Here is a 15,056-nt window from a genome sequence, read left to right on the forward strand (position 1 = left end):
GTCTCCTGGGAAAACGGGGTTGGGAAATGAATGCCGCGGTGAAGGGGTGCGCTAGTACAGGCCTTTGACCTGCGCCTGCAGCCGCGCCAGGCCGAGCAAGGCGTTGGTAAACGGCGTAGGCACTTGCGTCAGCTCGCCAAGCTCCTTGACCGCCGTGACCAGCGCATCCAGCTCCACCGGTTTGCCGGCTTCGATGTCCTGCAGCATGGAGGTCTTGAACGCACCCAGCTTGCGTGTGATGACGTGCCGCTCGGCGGGCGTCTGGTTGATCGGGATGCCGATGCGCGCGCCTATCTCTTTGGCTTCGAGCATCACGCTGTGGGTAAAGCCCGTCACCAGCTCATCGTCCAGGACGCGGTCCATGGTCGCGCCGGTCAGTGCGCTGATCGGGTTGGCCGTCATGTTGCCCCAGAGCTTGAACCAGATGTCTTTCTGGATCTGCTCGGACACCGGCGCTTCAAAGCCGGCCTTTTCGAGCAGGGCGGCGAGCTGCTGAACGCGCGCGGTTTGTTCGCCGGAGGGCTCGCCGATGATGAGCTTGTTGCCGAAGTGGTGATGCACCTGGCCGGGCTCGTCAAGCGAGCAGCTGGCATGCACCACGCAGCCGATGATGTGTTGTGCCGGGATGGCCTGGGCCAAGGCGCCGGTCGGATCGACCGACTTCAGCCGCTGGCCGGCCAGCGCACCGCCAAAGCCCTGCAAAAACCACCAGGGCACGCCGTTCATGGCGGTTAGCACGATAGTGTTTGGGCCGATCAGCGGTGCGATATGGCGCACGACTTCCGGCAGGGAGGGCGCTTTGACGGCCAGCACCACAAGGTCTTGCACACCCAGCTCAGCCGGCGAAGCGCTGGAGGTCACGGCCTGCGACGTGACCTCACCCGCTTGGTTTAAGCGCAGCCCGTGCAATTGCAAGGCCGCGAGCGTGGCGCCGCGCGCCACCACACTCACCTCACAGCCCGCACGCGCCAAGCCCATACCGATCCAGCCGCCAATGGCGCCTGCGCCGTAAATGCACACTTTCATTCGATGCGTCCTGATCTATCAGTGAAATCGGGCTCTAGCCCAATAAAGATGAGCGTAAGCAGCTCCTGAATTAATAGCGTAGGTTTTTAGCCCTCTGGCGTAAAGCCGACTGCCTTGACTAGCGGACCCCACAGCTCAGTGTCTGCCTTGAGCATCGCAGCCAGCTGGGCCGGCGAGGTAGGCGCGACTTCCAGGTAAGACACGGCCAGCCCGTCGATCACGTCCTGCGAGGCCAGTGCCGAGCGGATGCCGGCGTTCAGGCGCTGCACCACGTCCTGCGGCGCCTTGGCGGGCAGGAAGAAGCCAAACCATTCGGTAAACGCCATGTCCTTGAAGCCTTGCTCCACCAGCGTGGGCGTGTTGGGCGTGAACTTGCCGCGCTTGGGGCCGCTGGTCGACAGCAGGCGGCATTTGCCGGCCGCCACATGCTGGGTGAATTCACCGGTTGGGCCGGATACTGCCGCGATCTGCCCGCCAATCATGTCGAGCACCGCAGGCTGCGTGCCGCGGAAGGCGACGTGGCGCAGGTCCACATTGCCGGCGCGGCCCAGCAGCGAGCCGATGAAGTGCGGCGACGAGCCGGCGGCGGGCGAGCCGAAGTTGGCCAGGCCCGGGTTGGCCTTGCACCAGGCGAGGAACTCGGGCACCGTCTTCACACTGGCCGGCACCATGGGGCCGACGGCAAAGCCGTAGTCAAAAATCGCCGCGGCCGAGACCGGCGTCAGGTCGGCCACCGGGTCATAAGGCAGCTTTTTGTAGGTGTGCGGGTAGATGCCCAGCATGGACATCGGTGTGAGCAGCACGGTGGCGCCGTCGGGTGCGGCGTTCTTGACGAACTGCACGGCGATCTGCCCGCCTGCGCCGGTCTTGTTCTCAACCACCGCGCTCTTGGCATAGCCGGGGTGCAGCTTGTCGGCCACGCGGCGCGAGACGATGTCGGCAGTGCCGCCGGGTGCAAAGCCGGCGATCACCTTGGTGCTGTCAATCGCCTGGGCCCAGGCGCGCTGGCCGATGCCGGCCAGCAAGGCGGCGGCGCCGGTGGACTGGATGACGTGGCGGCGTGAGATGTTCATGGTGCGTTCCTTGGGTGTCGGTGGGAAGGAAAAGAGTCTGGAAAAAAGCCAGCAGACATTGTGTCTGCAAGCCGGTGTTTTGTGTTGCGCAGGGTCAGGCCGGCGTCAAGTGCGCAGCCAGGTTGTTACGCTTGCCTTCATAGACCGGATGGCCTTCGTCGATCTGCAGCGTCATGCCCACGGCCTGGTTGGCAAACACGGCCTCCAGGTGCGCGCTGGCGCTGGCCAGCAGGGTGTCGCCGGCGCGCTTTTTCAGCGCCTCGCTGCGGCCCGCGGTGATCAAGAGGTTCATATAGATAAAGGCGCGGTCGGGCTGGCCGTCGGCCACAGCGAAATGCGGCGCCGGCCAGGCCATCACCCGCGTGCCGGACACAGGAAAGAGCGGCGCCACGCCGTCTTCACCGCGCAGCGCCACCAGCGTGGCGGCCAGGGTTTTGCACAGCGCGCCCATGTCGGTGGCGGCGTCGAGGTTGGCGGTGTATTCAATCTTCAGGTGCGGCATGGCGGGGTTCTAAACAAAAGAGGGAAAGGAAGAGGGGTGGTTTGGCGGAGCCGCCATCATGACCAAGTTGCAAAAGCTGGTTATTTGTACAGTAATATCACGCATGGCCAAAGACAAAACGATTTACACCTGCACCGAATGCGGCGGCACCAGCCCCAAGTGGCTGGGCAAATGCCCGCACTGCAACGCCTGGAACACGCTGATCGAATCAGCCGCCGAGAGCGGCGGGCCGGCCAAGAACCGCTACAGCAGCCAGTTCCAGTCGCTGGCCAAGGCGTCTGAAGTCACGACGCTCTCCGACATCGAAGCCGCCGACATGGAGCGCACACCCACCGGCCATGAAGAGCTGGACCGCGTGCTGGGCGGCGGCATCGTGGAGGGTGGCGTGGTGCTGATTGGCGGCGACCCGGGCATCGGCAAATCGACCTTGCTGCTGCAGGCGCTGGATTCGCTGCAGCGCGCGGGGCTCAATACCCTGTATGTGACCGGCGAGGAAAGCGGCGCGCAGGTCGCGCTGCGCTCGCGCCGGCTGGGGCTGGACGGCTCGCAGGTCAAGGTGCTGGCCGAAATCCAGCTCGAAAAAATCCTCGCCACGCTGGAGGCCACGCAGCCCGCGATTGCGGTCATCGACTCCATCCAGACGGTGTATTCCGACCAGCTCACCTCCGCGCCCGGCTCGGTCGCGCAGGTGCGTGAATGCGCGGCGCACCTGACGCGTGCGGCCAAATCCACCGGGGTGTGCATCGTGCTGGTGGGCCATGTGACCAAAGAGGGTGCGCTCGCCGGCCCGCGCGTGCTGGAGCACATGGTCGACACCGTGCTGTACTTTGAAGGCGACACGCATTCCAGCTTTCGCCTGGTGCGCGCGATCAAGAACCGTTTCGGCGCGGTCAACGAGATCGGCGTGTTCGCCATGACGGAAAAAGGCCTCAAGGGCGTGGCCAACCCCAGCGCGATCTTCTTGAGCCAGCATAGCGAGCCGGTGCCCGGCAGCTGCGTGCTCGTCACGCTGGAAGGCACGCGCCCCATGCTGGTGGAAATCCAGGCGCTGGTCGACAACGGCGGGCCCAGCCCGCGGCGCCTGTCGGTGGGCCTGGACCGCGACCGCCTGGCCATGCTGCTGGCCGTGCTGCACCGCCACGCCGGCGTGGCCTGCATGGACCAGGACGTGTTCGTCAACGCCGTAGGCGGCGTGCGCATCAGCGAGCCGGCCGCCGACCTGGCCGTGATGCTGGCCATCACCTCCAGCCTGCGCGGCAAGCCGCTGCCCAAAGGCTTTCTCGCTTTTGGCGAAGTCGGCCTGGCGGGCGAAGTGCGCCCGGCCCCGCGCGGCCAGGAGCGCCTGAAGGAGGCGGCCAAGCTGGGCTTTAGCGTGGCCGTGGTGCCCAAGGCCAATGCGCCCAAAAAGCCGATCGAGGGCCTGACCATCCACGCGGTGGAGCGGGTGGAAGAGGCGATGAATGTGGTGCGCAGCCTGGGCTGAGACATTGCACAATCGACGTCATGAAGCTCGCCGTCATCTCCGACATCCACGGCAACCTGCCGGCGCTTCAGGCCGTGCTGGCCGACATTGCCACGCAGGGCGTCGGCCAGACCGTGAACCTGGGCGACATCCTGAGCGGGCCGTTGCAGCCCGCCGAAACGGCCGACCTGCTGATGGCTCGCAACTTGACCACAATTCGCGGCAACCATGAGCGGCAGGTGCTGGACCTGATCGACCAGGGCCAGCCTTTTGATCCGCTCAGCACCGACGGCTATACCGCCGGCCAATTGACGGCGGCCCAGTGCGAGTGGATCCGGTCTTTGCCCGCGCGCCTGGAGCTTGCCGGTGGCGACGTGCTGCTGTGTCACGGCACGCCGCAGAGCGATTTGATCTACTGGCTGGAAACCACCGAGCCCGGCTTTACCGGTGAATTTACCGGTGAAGGCGCCGCCCACCCCACCGGCCACCCAACCGGTATCAGGCCCGCCACATCCGGTGAAGTGGCCCAGCGCCTGGGCGCGGCGGGGCAGGCCGGGCACTCGTTGATTCTGTGCGGCCACACCCATGTGCCGCGCATGGTGCAGTGCGGCGAGGTGCTTATCGTCAACCCCGGCAGCGTGGGCCTGCAGGCCTATGACGACGAACATCCGCACCCGCACGTGGTGGAAAACGGCGCGCCGCATGCCCGCTACGCCATCGTGGAAAAAACCGGCCTGGGCTGGCAGGTGGACTTGCGCGCCGTGCCTTATGGCCACCTGGCGCAGTCCAGGGTGGCGGCCGGCCGCGGGCGCGCCGACTGGGCTTATGCGCTGGCCACGGGCTGGGCGAAACGCAACGCCTGACCTGGTGCTACTAAAAATACAGCCATAGCTCCCTATGGAGTATGGGTAAACAGGCGCTTTCTTTCGGGAAAATGGGTTCAGCGCCGCCAGCGGGCTTTTTTCGGCCCGCTACGCACTCCCCGCAGCGCCGGCGGCCCGGGGGCTGCGAAAATAAGGCCATGAACTTCCAGAAAATTCTTGTTCCCATCGCCGGCGTTGCAATCATCGTGCTGGCTTACCGTTTTTATGGCTGGGCCGGCGTGGCCGCCGTGGCCAGCGGCCTGGTGATGTGGATGCTGCTGCATTTCACTCGCATCATGCAGGTCTTGAAACGCGCGGCCAACCGGCCTATCGGCTATGTCGACAGCGCCGTCATGCTCAACGCCAAACTCAAGCCCGGCATGACGCTGCTGCATGTGGTGGCCATGACGCACTCGCTGGGCGAGCTGAAGTCGCCCAAGGACGAGCAGCCCGAAATCTTCCGCTGGGCCGACGCCGGCGAGTCGGCTGTCACCTGCACCTTTGTGGGCGGCAAGCTGGCCCACCATGAGTTGTTCCGGCCGGCGCCGGAGGCGGCTGAGGTCATTTCCACGCCGGCCCCGCCCGCCCCGTAAAATCCGTGATTCAGGTTTTCCGGGTGCCGCCTTGCGGCGCGCCCGGTCTTCCTTGCCTATTCAGCCCCAACCGCATCACCCCACTTACAACAGGATTCCATCATGTCCCCAGTAGTACCCTCCATGGCAGACCGCGACGGCAAAATCTGGATGGACGGCCAGATGGTCGATTGGCGCGATGCCAAGATCCATGTGCTGAGCCACACCCTGCATTACGGCTGCGGCGCGTTTGAAGGCGTGCGTGCCTACAAGGGCGCCGGCGGCACGGCGGTCTTTCGCCTTGAAGAGCACACCGAGCGCCTCTTCAACAGCGCCAAGATCCTGCGCATGAAGATTCCCTTTACCCAGGATCAGGTCAACGAAGCCACCAAAGCCGTCGTGCGCGAGAACAAGCTGGAGTCCTGCTACATCCGCCCGCTGACCTGGATCGGCTCGCAAAAACTCGGCGTCAGCCCCAAGGGCAACCAGATCCACCTGATGGTCGCCGCCTGGGCCTGGGGCGCTTACCTGGGTGAAGACGGCATGAAACGCGGCATCCGCGTGAAGACCTCCAGCTACACCCGCCACCACGTCAACATCACCATGACGCAGGCCAAGGCGGTGAGCAACTACACCAACTCCATCCTGGCCAACATGGAAGCGCTGGACGACGGTTACGACGAGGCGCTGCTGCTGGATGCCTCTGGTTTTGTCAGCGAAGGCGCGGGCGAAAATATCTTTGTGATTAAGGGCGGCGTGGTCTACACGCCCGATCTCTCGGCCGGCGCGCTCAACGGCATCACCCGCAACACCATCCTGCACATCTGCAAGGACCTGGGCCTGGAACTCGTGCAAAAGCGCATCACGCGCGACGAGGTGTACATCGCCGACGAAGCTTTCTTCACCGGCACGGCCGCTGAAGTCACGCCTATCCGCGAACTCGACCGCATCGAAATCGGCGCCGGCTCGCGTGGCCCCATCACCGAGAAAATCCAGAGCGCATTCTTTGACATCGTCAACGGCCGCAATCCCAAGTACGCCCACTGGCTCGCCAAAGTCTGAAGCACAGACTCGCTTACTGAAAGCCCCAAGATGAGCACCCCCACCACGACCACCCATTCCTCCGCCGTCGAACTGCTGGCCTCCGACCTGAACGCCCAGGGCGGTGTCTACTGCCCCAGCCCCAAGGCCGACATGAAAATCTGGAACAGCCACCCCAAGGTCTACCTGGACGTGGCGCGCACCGGTAGCGCCAAGTGCCCGTACTGCGGTACGGTTTACTCGCTGAAAGCGGGTGAGCATTTCGGCGGCGGACATTGACCAACCCCGAAGCGGCCTGCCGCAACGGATTGTTTGATGCCTGAATCGCTCATCATCGCCCCACAGTGGATTGGGGACGCGGTGATGACTGAGCCGCTGATGCGGCGCTTGCATACGCGCGGCGAGCGCCTCACGGTAGGCGCCTTGCCCTGGGTCGCACCGGTCTACCGCGCCATGCCGCAGGTGGCCGATGTCATTGAGTTTCCCTTCGCCCACGGCGGCCTGCAGTTCCGCGAGCGCCGTGCGATTGCCAAACGCATCGAAGGCCGGTTCGACAAAGCGTATGTCCTGCCCAACTCGCTGAAAAGCGCGCTGCTGCCGTTTCTGGCGAGCATCCCGGAGCGCATCGGCTACTTCGGCGAGGCGCGTGTGGGCCTGCTCACGCACCGGCTCAAAAACCCGAAAAACAAGCCGCCCATGGTGGCGTTTTATTCCGCGCTTAGCGGCGGCACGGACCTGGACGCAGACCAGCCGCAACTGCAGATGGCGCCGGCCGAGATTGACAGCGCGCTGGCAGCGCTGGGCCTGCAGCGCGGCGGGTACCACGTGTTCGCGCCCGGCGCTGAATACGGCCCGGCCAAGCGCTGGCCTGCCAGCCATTTCTCAGAGCTCGCCGCCCGGCTGGCCTTGCCCGTGGTGCTGCTCGGCTCGGGCAAAGAGGCGGCGCTGGGCGAGGAAATCGCCGCGCCGGTGAATGCCGCGCAGCCCGGCAAATGCCTGAACTTCGCGGGCAAGACCTCGCTGGTGCAGGCGCTGTGCCTGATCGCCGCCAGCCACAGCACCATCAGCAATGACTCGGGCCTGATGCATGTGGCCGCCGCTTTCGGCGTGCCGCAGGTCGCGATTTTTGGCTCGTCCAGCCCGCTGCATACGCCGCCGCTGAGCGACAAGGCCGTGGTGCTTTGGCTCAAGGCCGACGCGGCCTACCAGCCGCCGCTGGACTGCGCGCCCTGTTTTGAGCGTGAATGCCCGCTGGGCCATACGCGCTGCCTCAACGACATCAGCGCCGACCGCGTGTTGTCGGCGCTGGCCCCGGCTTCTTAGGCGGGGAAGGCCGACAGGGGCGCCACGCCCGGTTTGGCCAGCGCAGGCGTGCGCGCCACGTTCATCACCCAGCACACCATCACGAAATAGCCGACCAGGCTGACCAGCTCGACCACGCCCTGCTCGCCGAAGGTTTTGACTGCCGCGGCATAGGTGGCGTCGCTGCAGCCGTGCTGCCTCAGCACTTCGAAGGCCAGGTCCAGCGCGACGGCTTCGTCGTCGGCCATGCCCCGGGGCTGCCGGCCCTCGGCAATCGCGTCCACGGTGGACTGGGCCACGCCCGCCGCCACCGCCAGGGGCGCATGCATCACCCACTCGAACTGGTTGGCGGTGTGCCGGGCTGCCACGCAGGTCGCCAGTTCGCGGATACGCGCATCCAGCGGGCTCTCAAAGCGCAGGTAGGCGCCCACATCGCCAATACGGCCCATGAGCTGCGGGCTGCGCAACAGGGGGATAAAGGGGCCGAACACCGCCTTGCGCGGCCCGGCAATGATGGCGTCGGCGGCCTCGCGTTGCGCGGGCGACATGGCGTCGCGGGCCGGCAGCGGCATCCGCTCTTCGGTGGAGGGGAAGAAGCCCTGCGGTGCGTTGGCGGGTGGCGCGGGTGGCATGGATGGGGGCGTGCTGCTTGTGCTCATGGTGTTTCCTGGGGTGCGGGTGGAAGGTGAACCCCATGAGCGTATCAAAGCGGTGCGCCGGCTACCCTCCGGGCAAAAAAAAGCCACCTTGCGGTGGCCTGGATAAATTCTCCTGCTGGAGAACGTCGTTGGGAGATCAAACGAAATGCTCTGCCGGGTTGGGTTGTTATGAGCGAGCTTTCCCGGCTTTTGTCTGGAGACCTTTGTGTTGTGACAGCAACGCCTTAAATATCGCCGATTGCATGCAATTTGGCCATTCTCTAATTAGATGAGGACGTCCAGTTTTATGGCTGTTTTTGAAGACTTTGTGATTCATCAACGGGTGCCGGTTGATCCATCCTTCTTAATCGGCCGTCAATGCGCCACCGGCAACTCCACCACGAAAGATGCGCCGCCGCCGGGCCGGGCTTCGCAGCGCACGCTGCCGCCGTGGCGCTGGCTGATCGATTTGACCAGCGCCAGGCCCAGGCCGACGCCGCCTTCGCGTTCGCTGGCACCGGGCAGCCGGTAAAAAGGCTCAAAAATGCGCTCGCGCTGGTCGGCCGGAACGCCCGGGCCGCGGTCATGCACCTTGACGACGGCCAGCTGCTTGCTGCCGGCGCGGGCCTGCGCCAGCTCCAGGTTGATTTCGCCGGTGCTGTAACGCCGGGCGTTTTCCAGCAGGTTGCGGATCAGCCGGCGCAAGAGACGCGGCGAGCCCTGCACCGTGAGGCTGTGGCTGCTGGCGTCTATGCCCAGCCCCGCACCGGTGTCCTTGCCCAGCTCAGCGCTTAGTTCGGCGTTGACCCGCGCGCATTCCTCGGCCGCCAGGCCGGTGAGGTCCAGAGTCTCAAAAGGCTCGGCATCGGCCTGCTTGGCGTCCAGCCGGCTGGCCAGCAGGATTTCGTCGATCAGCTGGTCAAGCTCGTTGATGCTGCGCGAGATTTCCTTGCGCTGGGGTGAGGCCGCATCGGTGCCCATTAACTCAAGCCCCATGCGGATGCGCGCCAGCGGCGAGCGCAGCTCGTGCGAGGCATTGGCCAGCAGCGATTTGTGCGACTCCATCAGCGTTTCGATGCGTTCGGCCGCATGGTTAAAGCGCCTGGCTAGAAAGGCCACTTCGTCGGTGCCGTCGGCATTGACGCGGGCCGACAGGTCGCCGGCGCCCCAGCGCTCGACCCCGCGCTGCAGGGCCTCCAGCCGCTGCGTCAGCCGGCGCATGACCGGGTAGGCGCCGACCGCCACCGCCAGCCCGACCAGGCCCAGCATCCAGCCGAAGCCGAAACCGAAAGGCGGGCGTATCCAGGGGTTGGAGGGCGGGCGTTTGGGCCGGGGCAGCAGCAGGCTCAGGACCTGGCCGTCTTTGGTCACGACATCAAACTCCAGGTCGTCGCCGAGCTTGCGGTCGGGCTTGGTCTGCGCCGTGCCTATGACTTCGCCCTTGTCGTTGTGCACCAGCACTTCGCGGATAGGCAACTGGGGTGGGTCTGCGCTCAGACGCCAGGCGGCGCCGACGAGGAAGGTCAGCACCACGACGGTCGCAACCACCGCAAGCCAGATGCGCACATACAGATGCGAAGTAAACCGGGTCCACATAAAAGTCTCAGTCCTGCTGCTTGGCGAACACGTAGCCCACGCCGCGCACGGTCAGGATGCGTTTGGGGTCTTTGGCATCGGCCTCGATGGCGCTGCGGATGCGGCCCATGTGCACGTCGATGGAGCGGTCGAAGGCTTCGAGCTCGCGGCCGCGCACGGCTTCCATGATCTGGTCGCGGCTGAGCACGCGGCCGGCGCGCTCGGCCAGTGCCACCAGCAGGTCGAACTGGTAAGAGGTCAGCTCGCAAGGGGCGCCCGACACCGACACGGTGCGCGCGTCACGGTCGATCTCCAGCGAGCCGAAGCGCATGACCTTGTGGCTGCCGTTGGCGGCTGCGGCGCCGGTCTCGCCGCCGCGGCGCAGCACGGCGCGTATGCGCGCCAGCAGCTCGCGCGGCTCAAAAGGCTTGGGCAGGTAGTCGTCGGCGCCGATCTCCAGGCCCACGATGCGGTCCATCGGGTCGCCCTTGGCGGTGAGCATCAGTACGGCGGTGTTGGCGGTTTCGCTGCCCTGGCCCTTGATGCGGCGGCACACTTCCAGGCCGTCCATGTCGGGGAGCATCAGGTCCAGGATCACCAGGTCGGGCGTGCCGGCTTCCAGCGCTGCCAGGCCGGTCGCGCCGTCGGCGGCATGGGTAAAGCCATAGCCCGACTGGCGCAGGTATTCGCCCACCATATTGGCCAGGCGGGCGTCGTCTTCGATCATCAAAAGCTGTTGGGTCATGGGTGGGTCCTCGGTTGCAGGGTGTGTCCCCCGGGGTGGATCACAATGAAGTTCATGGTGCGCCGCACACAAAAATCCCGCTTGAAGCCATCGTAAAGTTACGGTAAACCGGGGCGGAAACCCTTCAGCATACTCCCCGGCAAGGCGTTGCGGGGAGTATGTTGATTGCTATTGATTTGGGAGCGGTTTGCGCTCAGTCCTGGCGGGTTTCCGGCGTTTTCAGCCTGGAGGCCAGGGCCACGAGAATCAGCACCGGCAGGCCCAGCAGGGCGGTGGCGGTGAAGAAGTTGGTGTAACCGTAGGTGTCCACGTATTTGCCCGAATAGCCGGCCAGAAACTTCGGCAGCAGCAGCATCATCGAGCTGAACAGGGCGTACTGGGTGGCCGAATAGTTGACGTTGGTCAGGCTGGACAGGTAGGCGATGAAGGCCGCCGAGGCGATGCCGCTGGAGAGGTTGTCGGCCGAGATCACAAAGACCAGCGCGTTGACGTCATGCCCACGCGTGCCCAGCCAGGCAAACAGCAGGTTGCTGCCGGCGCTGAGCACGGCGCCCAGCATCAGCACGCGCATCACGCCAAAACGCATGGCCAGCGCCCCGCCCACAAAAGCGCCCACCAGCGTCATGACGACGCCGTAGATTTTGGTCACCGCCGCCACTTCGTCCTTGGTGTAGCCCATGTCGACGTAGAACGGGTTGGCCATGATGCCCATCACCACGTCGCTGATGCGGTAGATCGCGATCAGCGCCAGGATCAGCAGCGCCTGCTTGCCGTAGCGGCGCAGGAAGTCGGCGAAAGGGTCAACCAGCGCGGTCTTGAGCCACTCAGCGGCATTGCGCGCGCGCGGCAGCACGCGGGCCGCGGGCTCCGGCGACAGCAGCACCGTGGCCACGCCCAGCAGCATTGAGACAGCCATCACCAGGTAGGCAACCTGCCAGGCGCCATGCTGGTAGGTGGCGGCATCGCCGACTTCGGCGCGCGCGGCAATCCACAGCGCACCGGCGCCGGCCCAGATCATCGCGATGCGGTAGCCGGTCTGGTAGGCGGCGGCCAGCGCCGCCTGGCGCGGTGTGTCGGCAGACTCAATGCGAAAGGCGTCCAGGGCGATGTCCTGGGTGGCCGAGCCGAAGGCCACGGCCAGCGCGCACCACACCACGGGTTGCAGCGCCACCTTGGGGTCGGTGAGCGCCATGCCCACCAGGGCCGTGATGATCACCGCCTGCGACAGCAGCAGCCAGCTGCGGCGGCGCCCGAGCAGGCGCGTGAGCAGCGGAATCGGCATGCGGTCCACCAGCGGCGCCCATACCCATTTGAAGCCGTAGGCCAGGCCCACCCAGCTCAGGTAGCCGATGGTGGTGCGGTCAATGCCGGCTTCCCTCAGCCAGAAACTCAGGGTGCCGAACACCAGCAGCAGCGGCAGCCCGGCAGAAAAGCCCAGGAACAGCATGCGCAAAGTGGCAGCCTCGGCATACACGTGCCAGACATCGCGCCATGAACTTTTGGAGGGAGAAACAGGTTCAGAGGAGGGGGTTTTGTCTGACATGGGCATTTCGATTTGTGACTATTATTCACCCATGTGCTTTTTATGCGAGGCTAAACACTCCGCCTGGGCTGGCCGCCGGGCATTTTTGCTGGCGGCTGCGGGCGCCGCGGCAACGGCCGCCACCACCCCGCTGCGCGCGCAGGTGGATGTAGGCCCGTCGTCCCAATTGCGCAATCTGGTGCCGGCCGAAGAAATCGAAACCGCCGCCACGCAGGAGTACAGCAAGCTGCTGGCGGAGGCCCGCGCCAAGGGCGCGCTTGCGCAGCCCGGCAACCCGCAGCTGCAGCGCCTGCGCGCCATCGCGACCAAGCTGGTACCGCAAACCGCTCAATGGAACGACCGCTCCAAACAATGGCGCTGGGAAGTGAATTTGCTGGGCAGCAAGCAGATCAATGCGTTTTGTATGCCCGGCGGCAAAATTGCTTTTTACACCGGCATCCTCGATCAGCTCAAACTCACCGACGATGAAGCGGCCATGATCATGGGCCATGAAATGGCGCATGCGCTGCGCGAACATGCCCGCGCCCGCATCGCCAAAAGCCAGGGCACGGGCACCTTGCTGTCGCTGGGCGCACAGCTGCTCGGCCTGGGCCAGATGGGCGACCTGGCCGCCAGCATCGGCACACAACTATTGACCTTGCGCTTCAGCCGTGAAGACGAAACCGATGCCGACCTGGTCGGCCTGGAGCTGGCCGCACGCGGCGGCTACAACCCGCAGGCAGCGGTAAGCCTCTGGGAAAAAATGGGCCAGGCCGGCGGCGGGGCCAATGGCCCAAGCTTTCTGTCGACCCACCCCTCCGGCCCTGAGCGCATCCAGCAACTGCAGGCCAATGTGCCCAAGGTGCAGGGGCTCTATCAACGCGCCCGCGGCTGACCTGGCCCATTCCTGGTAACCGGTTTGACGCAGCGCGCCGCATTCTTCACGCGCGCCTGGTGGCGGGCGTTTCGGCCCGCGCGCACGCGTATCAACAGTCGCGAACGCCTGCGCATCGTCGCCGGTTCGCTGCTGGGCATCTTTGTGACGGCGCTGCTGTGCCACCTCGGCGACAAATGGGCCCCGGGGCTGCCCTGGCTGGTGGCGCCGCTGGGCGCCAGCGCCGTGCTGGTGTATGCCGTGCCGGCCAGCCCGATGGCGCAGCCCTGGAACGTGGTGGGCGGGAACACCTTGTCGGCATTGGTCGGCATTGCCGGCGTGCACGGCGCGCACCTGCTGGGTTCTCCGGAACTTGCAGCGGGGTTGGGGGTTGCCACGGCCATTGCGCTCATGCTTGCGCTGCGTTGCCTGCACCCCCCGGGAGGGGCGACCGCATTAATGGTGGTGCTGGCCGGCGTCTCCAACCCGATGTACGCCATTTTCCCGGTGATGATCAATTCGGCGCTGCTCGTGGCTGTCGGCATCGCCTACAACAACGCCACGCGCAGGGCCTACCCGCACACACAGCTGGCGCCGCCGGCCGCCGCGACCTCGGCGGAAGACCGGCAGCTGGATGCCGACCTGGACGCGGTGCTCGCGCGCCGCAACCAGGTGCTGGACGTCAGCCGTGACGACCTCAAGGCGCTGCTGGCGGAAACCCGGCTGCGCGCCTATGACCGCAAGCTGGCCGAAGTGCGCTGCGCCGACATCATGTCGCGCGACCTCGTCACGGTGGAGTTCGGCACTTCTTTGGAGGAAGCCTGGGCCTTGCTGCGGGAGCGCCGCATCAAGGCGCTGCCGGTGGTGGACCGCTACTTTCGCATTGCCGGCATCGTCACGCACGCCGACTTTATGCGCGCGGCTGAACTTGACGTGTACACGGGGTTTGATGAGAAGCTGAGGAAGCTCGTGCGCAGCACGCGCAGCGTCTATTCTGAAAAGCCGGAAGTGGTGGGCCAGATCATGACGCGCAATGTGCGCGTGGCCAGCATGCAGCGCCGGCTGATCGAGCTGGTGCCGCTCTTTGGCAGCACCGGCCACCACCACATTCCCATCATCGGCGAGGGTGGGCGGCTGGTGGGAATTATTACCCAGTCGGATCTGGTCGCCACGCTCGGGAATGCCGTCAATCCTGCGTCCTGATGCACGGTGCTGCGTGCCAATCAGGAGGTCGAATGTATTCATTTCAGGCGTCATTCAAGGCCTGACGTTCCGCACATCAAGCCATAAGGTTTAACGGCACACTTGAACGCCTGCAGTGTGCCGTGCATGGCCTGCTGAACGCCCCTGGCCGCCGGCGAATCCTCGTACTTGTCCTACGCGGTATTTTGGTACCCGCACCGTAAGATGAGCCGCATGAGTCCTGCGCGCCCCGCCTCCTTCCCCCCGAAGCCACCAGCCGGTTTCCTTCGTGATGCCGCAGCCGCGACTGCCCCATGACGCGCAACGATCCGGCCCTGCTGGCATTTCTGGAGGAGCAGCGCGCCGAGTACACCCGTTCGCTGCCGCGCCGCCTTGAACAGGTGGCCTCGCTCTGGCAGCAAATCCTGAAGGGTGAGGGTCTGGCAGAAGCCTTGCCGGCCTTTGAGCGCCAGGCGCACAGCCTGGCAGGCTCGGCCGCCACATTCGGCTGGGCCGAGCTGGGGCTGGCGGCGCAGGCAGTGGAGCTCGCCATCGAACCCCATGTCGGCGCCGGCCGGCCGCTGGCGCCAGAAGTCCAGGCCGAGGTGGGCCGGGCCGTTGAGGAACTGCAGCGGCGCTTTCGCGGCGCGGCCTGAGATCACCGCCCGCAGCCGCCCAC

General features: G+C 65.5%; 16 protein-coding genes. 9 read left to right on the forward strand and 7 right to left on the reverse strand.

All coding sequences use genetic code 11. The features are described 5' to 3' along the window. Positions 1-51: 51 nt before the first annotated feature. From BM408_RS11590 to BM408_RS11600, 3 genes are all read right to left on the reverse strand, one after another. Positions 52-1,041, reverse strand: coding sequence for a 2-dehydropantoate 2-reductase (locus BM408_RS11590; RefSeq protein WP_371327008.1), 990 nt, complete (start codon positions 1,039-1,041; stop codon positions 52-54). A gap of 71 nt (positions 1,042-1,112) precedes the next feature. Continuing rightward, complete coding sequence (locus BM408_RS11595; protein WP_092130003.1) at positions 1,113-2,099, reverse strand: Bug family tripartite tricarboxylate transporter substrate binding protein; 987 nt, start codon at positions 2,097-2,099, stop codon at positions 1,113-1,115. Positions 2,100-2,193: 94 nt separating this feature from the next. Continuing rightward, complete coding sequence (locus BM408_RS11600; RefSeq protein ID WP_092130004.1) at positions 2,194-2,601, reverse strand: 5-carboxymethyl-2-hydroxymuconate Delta-isomerase; 408 nt, start codon at positions 2,599-2,601, stop codon at positions 2,194-2,196. A 103-nt stretch (positions 2,602-2,704) separates the two neighbouring features. On the opposite strand from BM408_RS11600, the gene radA reads away from it, so the two are divergent. From radA to waaF, 6 genes are all read left to right on the forward strand, one after another. Beyond that, positions 2,705-4,084 carry a DNA repair protein RadA gene (gene radA, locus BM408_RS11605; RefSeq protein ID WP_092130005.1) on the forward strand — a complete coding sequence of 460 codons (1,380 nt, stop codon included), beginning with the start codon at positions 2,705-2,707 and terminating at the stop codon, positions 4,082-4,084. Positions 4,085-4,104: 20 nt separating this feature from the next. Then, the gene (locus BM408_RS11610; RefSeq protein WP_092130006.1) at positions 4,105-4,926 is read left to right on the forward strand and encodes a metallophosphoesterase family protein; all 822 of its coding nucleotides are present in this window, start codon (positions 4,105-4,107) and stop codon (positions 4,924-4,926) included. Positions 4,927-5,084: 158 nt separating this feature from the next. Continuing rightward, the gene (locus BM408_RS11615; RefSeq protein WP_092130007.1) at positions 5,085-5,519 is read left to right on the forward strand and encodes a glycerate kinase; all 435 of its coding nucleotides are present in this window, start codon (positions 5,085-5,087) and stop codon (positions 5,517-5,519) included. 102 nt (positions 5,520-5,621) lie between these two features. Then, positions 5,622-6,560, forward strand: coding sequence for a branched-chain amino acid transaminase (locus BM408_RS11620; protein ID WP_092130008.1), 939 nt, complete (start codon positions 5,622-5,624; stop codon positions 6,558-6,560). Positions 6,561-6,590: 30 nt separating this feature from the next. Continuing rightward, positions 6,591-6,818 carry a zinc-finger domain-containing protein gene (locus BM408_RS11625; protein ID WP_092130009.1) on the forward strand — a complete coding sequence of 76 codons (228 nt, stop codon included), beginning with the start codon at positions 6,591-6,593 and terminating at the stop codon, positions 6,816-6,818. Between the two features lie 36 nt (positions 6,819-6,854). Then, positions 6,855-7,862, forward strand: a complete 1,008-nt coding sequence (gene waaF / locus BM408_RS11630; protein WP_092130010.1) for a lipopolysaccharide heptosyltransferase II — start codon at positions 6,855-6,857, stop codon at positions 7,860-7,862. On the opposite strand, the gene BM408_RS11635 is transcribed toward waaF, so the two are convergent. From BM408_RS11635 to BM408_RS11650, 4 genes are all read right to left on the reverse strand, one after another. Continuing rightward, the gene (locus BM408_RS11635) at positions 7,859-8,500 is read right to left on the reverse strand and encodes a carboxymuconolactone decarboxylase family protein (RefSeq protein ID WP_092130011.1); all 642 of its coding nucleotides are present in this window, start codon (positions 8,498-8,500) and stop codon (positions 7,859-7,861) included. The two genes, waaF and BM408_RS11635, sit on opposite strands and share 4 nt — an antisense overlap. 354 nt (positions 8,501-8,854) lie before the next feature. Beyond that, complete coding sequence (locus BM408_RS11640) at positions 8,855-10,075, reverse strand: ATP-binding protein (protein ID WP_092130012.1); 1,221 nt, start codon at positions 10,073-10,075, stop codon at positions 8,855-8,857. Positions 10,076-10,082: 7 nt separating this feature from the next. Continuing rightward, entirely contained in the window at positions 10,083-10,799 is a 717-nt protein-coding gene (locus tag BM408_RS11645; protein ID WP_092130013.1) for a response regulator, read from the reverse strand. 193 nt (positions 10,800-10,992) lie between these two features. Beyond that, positions 10,993-12,342, reverse strand: coding sequence for an AmpG family muropeptide MFS transporter (locus tag BM408_RS11650; protein WP_092130091.1), 1,350 nt, complete (start codon positions 12,340-12,342; stop codon positions 10,993-10,995). Between the two features lie 31 nt (positions 12,343-12,373). Here BM408_RS11650 and BM408_RS11655 point away from each other — a divergent pair, with 31 nt between their 5' ends. The 3 genes from BM408_RS11655 (at position 12,374) to BM408_RS11665 (ending at position 15,033) form a co-directional block, all read left to right on the forward strand. Continuing rightward, positions 12,374-13,216, forward strand: a complete 843-nt coding sequence (locus BM408_RS11655) for a M48 family metallopeptidase (protein ID WP_092130092.1) — start codon at positions 12,374-12,376, stop codon at positions 13,214-13,216. Between the two features lie 24 nt (positions 13,217-13,240). Further along, positions 13,241-14,398: an HPP family protein gene (locus BM408_RS11660; protein ID WP_092130014.1), complete on the forward strand. Its 1,158-nt coding sequence runs from the start codon at positions 13,241-13,243 to the stop codon at positions 14,396-14,398. 293 nt (positions 14,399-14,691) lie between these two features. Continuing rightward, positions 14,692-15,033, forward strand: coding sequence for an Hpt domain-containing protein (locus BM408_RS11665; protein WP_092130015.1), 342 nt, complete (start codon positions 14,692-14,694; stop codon positions 15,031-15,033). Positions 15,034-15,056: the final 23 nt, after the last annotated feature.

Source organism: Polaromonas sp. YR568 (assembly GCF_900116715.1).
Classification (GTDB): domain Bacteria; phylum Pseudomonadota; class Gammaproteobacteria; order Burkholderiales; family Burkholderiaceae_C; genus Polaromonas.

Bases quoted from the DNA above. Each gene is read 5' to 3' on its own strand.
- radA (WP_092130005.1), top strand. From the start codon at position 2,705: ATGGCCAAAGACAAAACGATTTACACCTGCACCGAATGCGGCGGCACC.
- BM408_RS11655 (WP_092130092.1), top strand. From the start codon at position 12,374: ATGTGCTTTTTATGCGAGGCTAAACACTCCGCCTGGGCTGGCCGCCGG.
- BM408_RS11620 (WP_092130008.1), top strand. From the start codon at position 5,622: ATGTCCCCAGTAGTACCCTCCATGGCAGACCGCGACGGCAAAATCTGG.
- BM408_RS11615 (WP_092130007.1), top strand. From the start codon at position 5,085: ATGAACTTCCAGAAAATTCTTGTTCCCATCGCCGGCGTTGCAATCATC.
- waaF (WP_092130010.1), top strand. From the start codon at position 6,855: ATGCCTGAATCGCTCATCATCGCCCCACAGTGGATTGGGGACGCGGTG.
- BM408_RS11625 (WP_092130009.1), top strand. From the start codon at position 6,591: ATGAGCACCCCCACCACGACCACCCATTCCTCCGCCGTCGAACTGCTG.
- BM408_RS11645 (WP_092130013.1), bottom strand. From the start codon at position 10,799: ATGACCCAACAGCTTTTGATGATCGAAGACGACGCCCGCCTGGCCAAT.
- BM408_RS11640 (WP_092130012.1), bottom strand. From the start codon at position 10,075: ATGTGGACCCGGTTTACTTCGCATCTGTATGTGCGCATCTGGCTTGCG.
- BM408_RS11610 (WP_092130006.1), top strand. From the start codon at position 4,105: ATGAAGCTCGCCGTCATCTCCGACATCCACGGCAACCTGCCGGCGCTT.
- BM408_RS11600 (WP_092130004.1), bottom strand. From the start codon at position 2,601: ATGCCGCACCTGAAGATTGAATACACCGCCAACCTCGACGCCGCCACC.
- BM408_RS11595 (WP_092130003.1), bottom strand. From the start codon at position 2,099: ATGAACATCTCACGCCGCCACGTCATCCAGTCCACCGGCGCCGCCGCC.
- BM408_RS11635 (WP_092130011.1), bottom strand. From the start codon at position 8,500: ATGAGCACAAGCAGCACGCCCCCATCCATGCCACCCGCGCCACCCGCC.
- BM408_RS11665 (WP_092130015.1), top strand. From the start codon at position 14,692: ATGACGCGCAACGATCCGGCCCTGCTGGCATTTCTGGAGGAGCAGCGC.
- BM408_RS11650 (WP_092130091.1), bottom strand. From the start codon at position 12,342: ATGTCAGACAAAACCCCCTCCTCTGAACCTGTTTCTCCCTCCAAAAGT.